Origin of the sequence: Streptomyces sp. NPDC051576, from assembly GCF_040681835.1 — a bacterium.
Classification (GTDB): Bacteria; Actinomycetota; Actinomycetes; order Streptomycetales; family Streptomycetaceae; genus Streptomyces.
The window spans coordinates 504,500-516,146 of record NZ_JBFAZO010000001.1; the positions used below are offsets into that span (position 1 = coordinate 504,500).

Here is an 11,647-nt window from a genome sequence, read left to right on the forward strand (position 1 = left end):
GGGGCGGTAGATCGTATGTTCCCCCTTCTGTTTCGTACTCGGGGGGTTGCCACATCATGTCCGTTCCCATGCCCACGCCCAGACCGGAACCCGGTCTGTCGCCAAGTCCCGCGTCCTACCTGCGCTCGCCGGTCGGACTCGGCCGGGCCGCCGCCGCACTGCTCGGGCTCGTCATCGCCGTCGACCTCTTCGCCGTCTACGCCGATCTCGCCCTCTACGACGTCACGGGCGACCTCATGGACGGCGCGGGCGGCCGTGCGGTCACCGGGCGGCTGGACGACGCGGAGTCCCTCAACTCGCTGGCGGGCGGCGTCCAGTCGGGCGCGCTGATCGCCTGCATGATCGTGTACCTGACCTGGTTCGTGCGGGTGCGGGCGAACGCCGGGCTGTTCGACCCGTCCGAGCAGACCATGAAGCCGTGGTGGGCGATCGGGGGTTGGTTCGTCCCGTTCGTCAACATCGTCTACCCGCGCCGGATCACTGTCGAGATCTGGAAGTCCAGCAGCCCCGCCGGCACCCACCGATCGCACTGGCCGGTCAACGCCTGGTGGACCCTGTGGCTCCTGTCCCTCCTCGGCGACCGACTTGGCTACACGGACTACGGGAACACCGACGCACCCGACCAGATCCACTCCGCCGCCTACCAGTTGATGATCTCCGACGCCATCGACATCGCGGCGGCGGGGCTCGCGATCCTCGTCGTGCTGCGGTTGACGCGGATGCAGCACGAGAAGGCGTTGGCGGGGCCGGTTGCGCCGGTGGCTGTCTGACGGGGGTGGCGGTGTGAGCGGGCTGCCGGTTTCTGTGGTGGTCCGGGTGGTCCGGTGATCACTGTGACCTGAGTGGCCGGGGCGTGCTGGCCTGCTCGGCGAGCGGTGGCTTCGCAGGCCTCGGCGACCGTTGTGGCGTTCGGCTTGCCGACGGTGGTTCCTGTGGAGGAAGTGAGCGGCCGGATGACGGGCCGGGCTGTCTGGTGTTCCGCCTGGTCCGGGGGGCCTGACCGACTCGGCCGTCTGGTTCGGACGGGCCGTCCCGCTTGGGTGGCCCGGCTGGCTGCTGGGCTTGTCCGTTGGGTGTTTGGTTCGGCTCAGATGTGCTGAGGGGCTGGGCCGCGCGGTGGTGGTTCCTGCTTTGGGTAACTCCGGCTTGCTTTCGCCCCGTTGTGGGCACCGACCGTGCGGTCGTCGAGATGGCGGGGTCGGAGAGTGCGCTCTGTCCAGCGGGGGCCGCCCAGAACCTCGTGACGCTGCCCGACGCCCTACTCTTCGCGAACCACGCCAAAGGTTCCAGCACCGAAGATCAACCCCCGTTGGCCGAAAACCCCTTCTTCCGGTTTCTCGGCGTGCCCGGCGTCCTCCCGTGTGACACTCCCGGGGTGTAGCACGCGGCAGCGGGAATGCGGGAGGTCTGGATGGTTCTGGTGGAGCTGATCGCGCAGGCCGATGAGCGCGCGCTGGCTGTCAGTGGACTGGCTTGTTTGGATCGGTGTGTGCCGTTGCTGGGCGGTGACGACGAGGTGTTGCGGCCACTCTGGGCCGGCCTGGACGAGGAGTGGGGTGAGCGGCTGGAGCAGGCTCGGGCCAAGCTGCCCGCTCCGTTCGAGGAATCGGGCGAGGACCGGGCCGTGCTGCTCGCCCGCCGGATGCTCGCGACCGCGCCCGCCGAGCCCACGGGCGCTCCGGTGCGGGTGTGGGCCGACGCCTGTTCGGTCGCCTCGCTGCGGATCCACCGGCTTCTGGAGGTCATGGCCCCCGTCGGCGACGACAGGGACTGGGTCCACGACCGCCGTGAAGGCCGTACGGACGGCATCTCGCCCCTCGTCGCCGCCGAGTTGCGGCGTCAGATCACCGTCCTCGAACTGCTCGGCGGCAGCGGTCCGGGCGGACTGCGCCAGGTGCTCGCCGTGTCGACGGAGGGACGGCGGGTGCTGCGCGCGGTGGTGTCGCGCCGGGCGCGCGGGCGGGGTTGAGCGGCGGGAACTGTGGCTGTCCTGCGGTGGACGTGCGGCGGTCCTGCGCCGGTCCGGGGAAAAAGGCCGGACGGGGGTGCCGTAACACCCTCTCACCATGCTTTTCCTTGTGCGGTGACAGAGCAGATGATGACGTGGGACGCCCGGCCCCGGGCCGCCGCGCGGCCCGTGCGGTGGGCCGCGGACGCCGTGGCGATGATGCGTGAAGGGGCCCGGGTGCGGCTCGACTACTCGGCGCAGAGTCTGTGGCGGGTCGACCGGATGATCGAGGAGATACGGCGGGAGGGTGCGCCGTATGCCGCGATGGAGAGCGAGTTGCGCGGGTTCGGGGCCTACGCCGGTGAGGTGATCGCGCGGCAGACCGGTGCCGAGTGGTGGGCCACCGGCGGTGAGCACTGGCTGCGGACGCCCGAGGGGCGGCTGTGGGACCCCATCGACGAGGCGCGGCGGTGTTTCGGTGGGCACGGGTCGCTGCGGCTGCTGTGCCGGGACGCGGTGAACGGCGTACCCGGGTAACGGAGTTCGGTGGTGCGCGGCACGGCAAAATCGGCGTAATAAGAGACGGGTGCGTTCCCAAAGGGTGGGGTGCGGGAGGACGATGGGAGCGGCCGCCTGACCCGGGGAGGATCCATGGCCGAGAACCGCCGTTGGTGGGCGCTCGTCGTCATCGCGCTCGCGCAGTTGATGGTCGTCCTCGACATGACCATCGTCAACATCGCCCTGCCGTCCGCCCAGACCGACCTCGGCATGTCGGACGGAAACCGGCAGTGGGTCATCACCGCCTACACGCTCGCCTTCGGCGGACTGCTGCTGCTCGGCGGTCGGATCGCCGACCTCGCCGGGCGCAAGAACACCTTCATGATCGGGCTGATCGGCTTCGCCGCCGCGTCCGCGCTCGGCGGTGCCGCCGCCAACCAGGGCATGCTGTTCGGCGCCCGCGCCCTCCAGGGTGTCTTCGCCGCGCTGCTCGCGCCCTCCGCGCTGTCGCTGCTGACGACGACGTTCACCGACCCCAAGGACCGCAGCAAGGCCTTCGGCGTGTTCGGCGCGATCGTCGGCGCGGGCGCGGCCGTCGGACTGCTCGCGGGCGGCTTCCTCACCCAGTACCTGGACTGGCGCTGGTGCCTCTACGTCAACGTGCCCATCGCGCTGGTCGCCTTCGCCGGCGCCTGGGTCCTGCTCAGCGACAGCTCCCGGCACCCGGACGCCCACCTCGACATACCCGGCGCCCTCCTCGGCTCCCTCGGCATGCTCACCCTCGTCTACGGCTTCTCCGAGGCGGAGTCCCGGAGTTGGGGCGACGGCCTGGTGCTGACGCTGCTCGCCGCCGGGGTCGTCCTGCTCGCCGCCTTCGGGTTCTGGCAGACCCGGGCCCGGGTCCCGCTGCTGCCGATGACGGTGGTGAAGGACCGCCAGCGGGTCGGGGCGTTCCTCACCATCCTGTTCGTCACCATCGGCATGTTCGGTGTGTTCCTCTTCCTCACCTACTACATGCAGCGCGTCCTCGGTTATTCGCCGGTCAAGACGGGCGTCGCCTATCTCCCCATCACCGTCGGCATGATCACCGGCTCGACCCAGGTCGCGGCCCGGCTGCTGCACCGGGTGCCGCCGCGCACCCTGATGGTCCCGGGCCTGCTGGTCGCGGCGGGCGCGCTCGCGCTGATCGCCCAGGTCGGGGTGGAACCCGCGTACGCCACGTACATCCTGCCCGGCATGCTGATGCTCGGCCTCGGCATGGGTACGGCGATGATGACCTCGGTGTCCCTCGCCACCGGGAGCGTCGCACCCCGCGACTCCGGCGCGGCCTCCGCCACCTTCAACACCGCCCAGCAGGTGGGCGGTTCGATCGGTACGGCCCTGCTCAACACGATCGCCGCCACGGTCACCGCGCGCTACGCCACCGCCCACGCGGGCCCCGGCGCGAACAGGCAACTGCTGGAGGCCAAGGCCGCGGTGCACGGGTTCAACGTCGCCACCTGGTGGGCGATGGCCTCGATCCTGCTGGCCGCGCTCATCGCGGGCGTCCTGGTGAACACGGACCGGGTGCCCACACCGGCCGCCGCCCCGACGGAGACGCCCCAACAGCCGGTGGACACGACCATTTAGGGCCGCCCTCTAAAACTGCCCTTCAAGGCTGTTGTCCCCGCTCGAAGTAGGCGATCAGCTCCGGGTCGAGGGGCGGTACCTCGCGCGGGGTGCCGCCGTCCCGGAGCGACTCGGTGGCTCCCGACCCGGCCGCCACCGCCATCCGCGCGGCGACCGGCGAGGTGTCCGTGCGGCCGCCGTGCCGTACGAACCGCAGGAACTCGTCGATCAACAGCGGGTCGGCGCCGCCGTGTTCGCCGTCCCGCTCCACGATGTCCGGCACCGCGTACTCCGCGTCGGGCCGCTGCCGGTAGCCCGAACGGCGGCTGTTCCAGACCCTCGCCACCGCGCCCGGCCCGTCGCCGAAGTTCTCCAGCCGGCCCGCGTCGCCGATGACGGTGTAGTTGCGCCAGTAGTCGGGGGTGAAATGGCACTGCTGGTAGGCGGCCAACACCCCGTTGTCCAGGCGCAGGTTGACCAGCGACACGTCCTCGACGTCGATGACCGGGTTCAGCGCCCGCTGGGTGTGCGGCGGCCAGTGGCCGTCCTCGGTGTACCAGTCGGCGGTCTTCGGCTCGCCGGGTGCCCGCCGGTGCGGACTGCCGCCGTAGACCATGAGGTCGCCGAACGCCTGCACCCGGCGGGTGTATCCGCCGGCCAGCCAGTGCACCACGTCCAGGTCGTGGGCGGCCTTCTGGAGCAACAGGCCGGTGCTGTAACGGCGTTCGGCGTGCCAGTCCTTGAAGTACCAGTCGCCGCCGTAGCCGACGAAGTGCCGTACCCACACCGTCTTGACGGTGCCGATCGCTCCGCCCTCGACGAGGTCGCGCAGCAGGCGGATCACCGGCATGTGGCGCATGTTGTGGCCGACGTAGAGGCGGGTGCCGGTCTCCTGGGCGGTGCGCAGGACGCGGTCGCATTGCTCGACGGTGATGGCGAGGGGCTTCTCGACGAGGACGGGCCGGCCGGCGCGCAGGGCCTCGCAGGCGAGGTCGGCATGGGTGTGGTCCGGGGTGAGGACGAGAACCGCGTCGATGTCGGGGGACTCGATGACCTTGCGGTGCACGGCAGTTGTGGTTGCCCCTGGGAAGTCTCCGGTGGCCTTCGCGCGGGCCGCCGGGTCGGGGTCCGCCAGGGCGATGACGCGGGAGCCCGCGCCGGGGCGGTGGGCGACGCGGGCGAGGCTGCCGCGCAGGCCGTAGCCGAGGACGCCGATACGGAGGTCGGACATGGGTCTCCTTCGTTCGAGGGGACGCCACGGGCGGACGTTCACCTGGGCCAGAGGGACCGTGCCCCGTCGTAGGGCCCGAAATGTGTGCGACGGCTGACGGGCTGTGACATTTCTGTGCGACCCGGCGCTGATGGCCATGGGGGGTGCGGGGGACCGCCGCGCCCGGTACGGATCACGCATCCTTCGCGCATTCGGTACGGACGAGGACAGTCCTTGGGCCAGACAGGCGAGCCCCGGCGCGGGCACGCGCACGACGGGGAGCTGGGCGCGGCCGTGGCGCGGGCCCAGCAGGGCGACGACGGCGCTTTCACGGTCGCGTACCGGATCGTGCAGCCCGGCCTGCTCGGATATCTGCGCGGGCTGGTCGGCGACGAGGCCGAGGACGTGGCGTCCGACGCCTGGCTGGAGATCGCCCGCGACCTGGGCCGCTTCCGGGGCGACGGGGCGGGCTTCCGCGGTTGGACGGCGACCATCGCCCGGCACCGCGCGCTCGACCATCTGCGCAGACAGCGGGTGCGGCCGCGGTCCTCGACGCTCGAACAGGACGTACTCGAACTCCCCGGACCGCACAGCACCCACGACCAGGCCCTGGAGTCCCTCTCCACCGAGTACGCCCTCGGTCTGGTCCGGGGGCTGCCCCGCGACCAGGCCGAGGCCGTCCTGCTCCGCGTGGTCGTCGGCCTCGACGGCCCCGCCGCCGCCCGCGTCCTGGGCAAACGCCCCGGCGCGGTCCGTACGGCGGCCTACCGGGGGCTGAAGCGGCTGGCCCGCGAACTCGCCGGGGACGGTGTGACGGATGCCGGGCCCCGGACGCTGGGGGAGTCGGACGACGGTTCGCCGAAGGCGCCGAAGGGTGGACACGGACATGAGTGAGCTGCAGCACGACGCCGGACTCCCGGCCCTGCTCGGCGCCGCCCTGCGCGGGTCCGCCCTGGACGACGAGGCGCAGGGCCGAGCGGTGGCCGCGTTCCGCGCGGCCCGCGACTCCGGGAGCCTGTGCCCCCACACCCGGCAACAGGACGACTGGAGCCCGGGGGCCCGCGGGGAGGACGGGGAGCCGCGCCGCTGGAGCCGGCCCGGCGGATCAGGCAGCGGGCCGGGCGACGGCGCCTGAGCGGCACCGGTGAGCGGGGTGTGGTGCGTGCGGCCCGCACGGCGGAGGAGACGTCGGTATCGGCGGCTGCCGCAGCGGGCGAGGCGATGGGCGACTCGGCGAGTGACGACAACGCCGTTGGAGGCCTGCGTCGCTTTCGTGGCCTGAGCCGCCGGAGAGCACACCAGCCCCAGCCCCACCCCGGCCGCATGTCCACGAAGTGGCCCGCGGCTGAACGATCGTGCGGATGCGGGGCCGGGAATTGATCGGCTCCGGGGACGGGTGGCTGATCAACCCTCCGGTGGTGAATCTCGGTGTCAGACGCGGGTCGCACGGTTGATGCGACGGCGCCGACATCGCAGAGGAGACACGACGGTGAAGATCAACGGCGGCGTGCGCCGTGGCGGGGATTCCCCGGCGACACGCAGGAAGCGTCCCGCGCGGAGCAGATGGGTGGGGCTGCTGACGCTGGCACTGGCCCCGCTGGTGCTGCTCGCGGCGCCCGGCTCCGCCTCGGCGGCCAGTTGGCAGTGCCTGGGGAACTCGGACGGCTCACAGGCCGACATCGCCGGCAACCGGTACACCCCCGACAAGACCAGGTCGCTGACCACACAGCAGGCGAACAACACCTGGCAGGACTGGACCTGGCGGGGCCCGACGTTCCAGTGCCCCTGGAACGTCCCCAGCTGCTCCTACGCCTGGCAGCAGTCCAAGACCACGGGCTGGAAGTGGTCGGCCGGCCTCAGCGTCAAGGTCCCCGGCGCCCTCAGCAAGGTCGTGAGCGAACTCGCCGCGCTCACCCCCTCGTACGAGCGCAACGGCTCCACCACCACCTCGTACACCTTCACGACCAACCTGAAGCCGGGCCAGTTCGCCCAGCCCATCCAGGTCGTGGAGCGCCGCTGGACGAAGGGCAACTACCAGGGCATCTACCACTCCACCGGGAAGCGGTGCGCGTCGAGCCCGTCCAGCCCGAACACCGCCGCGTGGAAGTACACCTGGTCCCCGAACGAGCGCTGGGGCAGTTGGACGACCAACCTGAAGGTCAGTGACTACGGGACGTACCACGTCTGGTAGGGACCACCGGTCCGGTGTGGCGCCCCGCCGACCGAGGCGGGGTGCCACACCGGCGCACCCCCTCCCGCATCCACCCGACCCCCAGGACCTGATCCCATGTTGGTGCGTCGTCGTCCCCTCCGTGCCGCCGTCGCCGGTTCGATCACGGTGATCGCCGCCCTCGGTCTGCTGACCGCCTGCGGCTCCACAACCCACCACTCCACACCCTCGGCCGCTCCCGTCGCCGGTGCGGTGCGGACCGCGCCGCCGTCCCACCTGTGCACCGCCCTGACCCCGGCCGCCGCCGAGCGGCTCATCACCGACGCCCGGCCCACGATCCAGGCCGCCCCCGACAAGGGCCGGGCCCCGGACGTCTGCGGTTACGCCGCCGCCGACGGAACCGCGACGCTCTCCCTCACCCCGGCCTCCCGCGCCTACGACACCGAGCTGTCCGCCGCCCACGACCTGCGCGCCCATCCGTCCTCGGCCGGGATGCGCGAGGTCCGCGTCGACCCGGTCGGCGACCTCGGCCGGCACGCCTTCCGGGAGACCGCCTACCAGATCCAGGCGCGGCAGCACCTCACCTTCGTCGTGTGGACCACGGGAGCCCGGACCTGGGTGCTGACCCTCGGAACGGCGGCGAGCACCGAGCCGCACGACGAGGTGGCCCAGGTGGCCCGTTCCATCACGGCGAAACTGCCGACCGGCCGCACCGCTCGCTGACCGGGGTCCCCACGCCGCGCTCCTGTGCCGCGGCCAAGGTCCGGGCCGGCGCCGACCCCGGCCCGGACCTCCTCCGGTGTCGGGCAGTGCACCGCGGCGCGTTCAGGGCCGCGTGTGCGCTGCCGACCGCCCGCGGCTGTTGGGGGGGAAGCCGACGGGCTGGGACCGGCCGAGGGGATGGACGCGGATCGGCCGGTGTCCGCGCGTCGGACCGAAGAGGCGGACGCGCGAACACCGGAAACCCTAGGGCGCGGTGGCCTCCGCGCACGATCCGCCGAGCGCGGCCGTTGTCCGCGCAGCGCGGGGCGATGGGGCGGGCCGTGGTCAGCCGGAACGCAGGGTCTGCGAGGGCAACTCGCCGTAGCGGGCCCGGTAGCGGGATGCGAAGCGGCCCAGGTGGCCGAAGCTCCAACGGTGGGCGACCTCGCTCACGTTCACCTCGCCCGGTGTGCCGCGGCGCAGCTCGTCGTGCGCGCGGGTGAGGCGGACGTCGGTGAGGTACGCCAGCGGGGTCATGCCGACGTACTCCTGGAAGGCTTCTTGGAGCCGCCGCACGCTCACCCCGGCGAGAACGGCCAACTCGCTTACCGTGAACGGGTGTTGCGGCATGCTGTGGATGGCCTCGACCGCGCGCTTGACGGGGCCCGGGCGCAGGGCGGGGCCGGGCCGGTCGAGTTCGTCGCGGTAGCGGTGGCCGGTGGCGAGGAGGAGCCCGGTCAGCAGGGCTTCCTGGAGCGGGCGGGCGACCATCGGCCGGGTGGGCAGCCCGCCGGCCCGCACCTCGTCGAACACCGCGCGGATCATCCGTACCCAGCTCAGGCCCGCGCCCTGCGTGACGTCGAGTTCCGGCGTGAGGACGACGGGGGCGCGCAGTGGCCGGCCGAGAAGGCGTTCGAGCTGAGCGTTGAGGGCCTCGGAGTCGATCTTCACGGCCAGCATGGAGCAGTCGGTGCTCACCAGGTCCAGGGTCGTGTCGCCGTACGGCTGGAAGACGGCCGCGTTCGCGGTGGTCGCCACCGCCTTGGTGTGCGTCCCCTGGCGCCAGGCCAGGCGGCCGGCCAGGGGAATGTCCACGTGGTACGAGCCGAGTTCCCCGAACCGTATGCGCACCTCCGCGCCGAAAGCGAGACGTCCGAGTGTGAGCGGACCGAGCGTGGCGATGTCGTACCGGGCCATGAACTCGGCGCCGCCGTCGCGCACGTCGATGAAGTTGGCGTAGAAGCGTTCTCCGATGACGTGCCGGGCCTCGTCGACATCCGTCGTCCGGAACCTCAGCAGATCCTGGCCCTGGCGGGGCGACTGCCGCATACCGCAACCTCCTGCACCTGGGCCGTGTGAGGGACGGTGCAGATTATGGTCAACCACTGCCTGTCACCGTGGCCGATCTTGTCCCCTCCCGGCGGATTGGCCGGAACGGGACGTCACCGGTCCAGGACGCCGTGGATCGCGGAGACGGCCGGAGCCGCCACCCCCCACAGGAGAGGCCCCGGCCGTCGCGCGGTACGGGCCGCGCGGCGGCCCGTACCTTCTACAGCGCCATGACTGCGTTTTCTGTCACACCGCACCCGTGAACCAAGTAGTTGCAGCTTGTACGGACATGGACGAGGAGCAGTTTCAGGTCGTAACGTGCCTTTCGCGCCGGAGTGCGGCCGCGACCATCAAATTCGAGGGACCACGTGCTGGGGGACGACGCGGAGCTGACCGCCGCGGTGCTTGCGGCACAGGACGGGGACGAGAGCGCTTTCCGGACTGTGTACCGCGCGGTGCACCCGCGGCTGCTCGGATACGTACGGACGCTGGTCGGCGATCCGGACGCCGAGGACGTCGCGTCCGAGGCCTGGCTGCAGATCGCCCGTGATCTGGACCGGTTCGACGGGGACGCGGACCGGTTCAGGGGATGGGCCGCCCGGATCGCCCGCAACCGCGCCCTGGACCACATACGGATGCGCGGCCGCCGCCCCGCGATAGGCGGCGACGAGACCGAACTGACCGGCCGCGCCGCCGAGTCCGACACCGCCGGCGAGGCCATCGAGGCGCTGGCCACCGGCAGCACCCTCTCCCTCATCGCCCAGCTCCCGCAGGACCAGGCGGAGGCCGTCGTCCTGCGGGTGGTCATGGGCCTCGACGCCAAGACCGCCGCGGAGACCCTCGGCAAGCGACCCGGCGCCGTCCGTACGGCCGCGCACCGCGGCCTGAAGCGGCTCGCGGAACTGCTCGGCGGCGACCCGGAATCTGCCGCCGCCCTCGACGCCCTGCCGCCCCAGCGAGACCCGCGCGACCGCGCGGTGACGTCCGCCACTGTGACGCATACGCGCGCGCGGACGCAGAAGGACATGTGATGGCCGACGAGCGCTCTGCTTTTCCGGGGGACACCGAATCCGCCGGCGGCTCCGCCGCGGGCCGGACCCCCGGCCGATGGCTGGACCGCGGGACCGCCGAGCTGCTGCTGCGCGGCGAGTCCCTCGAAGCCGTCGACCCGGCCGACCGCGCGCAGGCCGAGCGGCTCGCCAAGGCCCTCGGCGCGCTGTCCGTGGACCCCTCGCCCGCCAAGGTCGAACTCCCGGGCGAGGAAGCCGCGTTGGCCGCCTTCCGGGCGACGCGCACCGGCAACGATGTCGAGCGGTCCGCCCTCGGCCGGCCCGGCCGCACCCACTCCTCCGACGCCGGGCTGGTCCGGCTCGGGCGCCCTGCCCCGGCCGCCCCGGGCTCTCGCTGGGGCAGACCCGCGCGGTTCGGGCTGACCGCCGCGGTCGCCGTCGGGATGCTCGGCGGGGTCGCGGTCGCGGCCGGTACCGGCGTCCTGCCGACACCGTTCGACGACCACCCGGCGCCCGCCGCCTCGATCTCCGCGGCGGCGACCCCCGACCATCCCTTCCTCTCGCCCTCGCCGAACGGCACCGGCGGCTCGGACACGCCCACGACGAGCGGCGGCTCCGACGACTCCTCCGGCGAGGCCGCCGGCCGCGGCACCAACCCCACGCCCTCCGCCGGGGCCGGAGACGACAAGTCCGCCGGGGCCGGCAACGGGCGGAGCGGTCTCACCTCGTCCTGCCGTGCCCTCCGTGACGGCGAGTCCCTGGACGCCGGCCGCAAGCGCACCCTGGAGGGCGCGGCGGGCGGTACGTCCCATGTGTGGACGTACTGCAAGGGCCTCCTCAAGAGCGGTGGCTCCGGCACGGACGACAAGGGCGGCAAAGGCGACAAGGGCGCAAGCGGCAGCAACGGTGACAGCGGCAGCGACGGTGGCGGCGGCAGTGTCACGAACGGTGGCGCTCAGGGCGGCGACCAAGGCGTCGACGACAGTCACCTGAGCCCGATCGCCCCGGGCGGCAATGACGGCAACGACGGCAATGACAGTGGTGGCAACGCCGGCGGGAACGGCGGGCACCAGGACAACGGCGCCGCCGCCACCACGACCCACCGGACACCGGACCCCAGTCCGACGTACAGCGCGCTCTGAACCCGAAGCCCGTCTGACCTGCACTTTCGT

General features: G+C 72.3%; 12 protein-coding genes. 10 read left to right on the forward strand and 2 right to left on the reverse strand.

From position 1 onward, the window contains the following. The first annotated feature begins 68 nt into the window (after positions 1-68). The 4 genes from AB0M63_RS02465 (at position 69) to AB0M63_RS02480 (ending at position 4,075) form a co-directional block, all read left to right on the forward strand. On the forward strand, positions 69-770 hold the full coding sequence (locus AB0M63_RS02465; protein ID WP_355903047.1) for a DUF4328 domain-containing protein: 702 nt from the start codon (positions 69-71) through the stop codon (positions 768-770). Positions 771-1,411: 641 nt separating this feature from the next. Further along, entirely contained in the window at positions 1,412-1,969 is a 558-nt protein-coding gene (locus AB0M63_RS02470) for a hypothetical protein (RefSeq protein WP_355903049.1), read from the forward strand. A 126-nt stretch (positions 1,970-2,095) separates the two neighbouring features. Further along, positions 2,096-2,485: a hypothetical protein gene (locus AB0M63_RS02475; RefSeq protein WP_355903660.1), complete on the forward strand. Its 390-nt coding sequence runs from the start codon at positions 2,096-2,098 to the stop codon at positions 2,483-2,485. Between the two features lie 114 nt (positions 2,486-2,599). Next, positions 2,600-4,075 carry an MFS transporter gene (locus AB0M63_RS02480; protein ID WP_355903051.1) on the forward strand — a complete coding sequence of 492 codons (1,476 nt, stop codon included), beginning with the start codon at positions 2,600-2,602 and terminating at the stop codon, positions 4,073-4,075. A gap of 22 nt (positions 4,076-4,097) precedes the next feature. Here AB0M63_RS02480 and AB0M63_RS02485 read toward each other — a convergent pair whose 3' ends face one another. Continuing rightward, positions 4,098-5,285, reverse strand: coding sequence for a Gfo/Idh/MocA family oxidoreductase (locus AB0M63_RS02485; RefSeq protein WP_366018096.1), 1,188 nt, complete (start codon positions 5,283-5,285; stop codon positions 4,098-4,100). Between the two features lie 213 nt (positions 5,286-5,498). Between AB0M63_RS02485 and AB0M63_RS02490 the strand changes: the two genes are divergently transcribed. The 4 genes from AB0M63_RS02490 (at position 5,499) to AB0M63_RS02505 (ending at position 8,157) form a co-directional block, all read left to right on the forward strand. Beyond that, positions 5,499-6,158, forward strand: a complete 660-nt coding sequence (locus AB0M63_RS02490; protein ID WP_366018097.1) for an RNA polymerase sigma factor — start codon at positions 5,499-5,501, stop codon at positions 6,156-6,158. Then, positions 6,151-6,399: a hypothetical protein gene (locus AB0M63_RS02495; RefSeq protein ID WP_366018098.1), complete on the forward strand. Its 249-nt coding sequence runs from the start codon at positions 6,151-6,153 to the stop codon at positions 6,397-6,399. The genes AB0M63_RS02490 and AB0M63_RS02495 overlap by 8 nt, the downstream gene beginning before the upstream one ends. Positions 6,400-6,831: 432 nt before the next feature. After that, on the forward strand, positions 6,832-7,455 hold the full coding sequence (locus AB0M63_RS02500; protein ID WP_355903059.1) for a hypothetical protein: 624 nt from the start codon (positions 6,832-6,834) through the stop codon (positions 7,453-7,455). Positions 7,456-7,551: 96 nt separating this feature from the next. After that, positions 7,552-8,157: a hypothetical protein gene (locus AB0M63_RS02505; protein WP_366018099.1), complete on the forward strand. Its 606-nt coding sequence runs from the start codon at positions 7,552-7,554 to the stop codon at positions 8,155-8,157. 324 nt (positions 8,158-8,481) lie between these two features. Here the strand turns inward: AB0M63_RS02505 and AB0M63_RS02510 are convergent, their stop codons facing one another. Next, on the reverse strand, positions 8,482-9,465 hold the full coding sequence (locus AB0M63_RS02510) for an AraC family transcriptional regulator (RefSeq protein WP_366018100.1): 984 nt from the start codon (positions 9,463-9,465) through the stop codon (positions 8,482-8,484). 368 nt (positions 9,466-9,833) lie between these two features. On the opposite strand from AB0M63_RS02510, the gene AB0M63_RS02515 reads away from it, so the two are divergent. Both AB0M63_RS02515 and AB0M63_RS02520 read left to right on the forward strand, forming a co-directional pair. Further along, positions 9,834-10,496 carry an RNA polymerase sigma factor gene (locus AB0M63_RS02515; protein ID WP_355903064.1) on the forward strand — a complete coding sequence of 221 codons (663 nt, stop codon included), beginning with the start codon at positions 9,834-9,836 and terminating at the stop codon, positions 10,494-10,496. Further along, positions 10,496-11,617 carry a hypothetical protein gene (locus AB0M63_RS02520; RefSeq protein ID WP_366018101.1) on the forward strand — a complete coding sequence of 374 codons (1,122 nt, stop codon included), beginning with the start codon at positions 10,496-10,498 and terminating at the stop codon, positions 11,615-11,617. The genes AB0M63_RS02515 and AB0M63_RS02520 overlap by 1 nt, the downstream gene beginning before the upstream one ends. Positions 11,618-11,647: the final 30 nt, after the last annotated feature.

Bases quoted from the DNA above. Each gene is read 5' to 3' on its own strand.
- AB0M63_RS02465 (WP_355903047.1), top strand. From the start codon at position 69: ATGCCCACGCCCAGACCGGAACCCGGTCTGTCGCCAAGTCCCGCGTCC.
- AB0M63_RS02470 (WP_355903049.1), top strand. From the start codon at position 1,412: ATGGTTCTGGTGGAGCTGATCGCGCAGGCCGATGAGCGCGCGCTGGCT.
- AB0M63_RS02475 (WP_355903660.1), top strand. From the start codon at position 2,096: ATGATGACGTGGGACGCCCGGCCCCGGGCCGCCGCGCGGCCCGTGCGG.
- AB0M63_RS02480 (WP_355903051.1), top strand. From the start codon at position 2,600: ATGGCCGAGAACCGCCGTTGGTGGGCGCTCGTCGTCATCGCGCTCGCG.
- AB0M63_RS02485 (WP_366018096.1), bottom strand. From the start codon at position 5,285: ATGTCCGACCTCCGTATCGGCGTCCTCGGCTACGGCCTGCGCGGCAGC.
- AB0M63_RS02495 (WP_366018098.1), top strand. From the start codon at position 6,151: ATGAGTGAGCTGCAGCACGACGCCGGACTCCCGGCCCTGCTCGGCGCC.
- AB0M63_RS02505 (WP_366018099.1), top strand. From the start codon at position 7,552: ATGTTGGTGCGTCGTCGTCCCCTCCGTGCCGCCGTCGCCGGTTCGATC.
- AB0M63_RS02510 (WP_366018100.1), bottom strand. From the start codon at position 9,465: ATGCGGCAGTCGCCCCGCCAGGGCCAGGATCTGCTGAGGTTCCGGACG.
- AB0M63_RS02520 (WP_366018101.1), top strand. From the start codon at position 10,496: ATGGCCGACGAGCGCTCTGCTTTTCCGGGGGACACCGAATCCGCCGGC.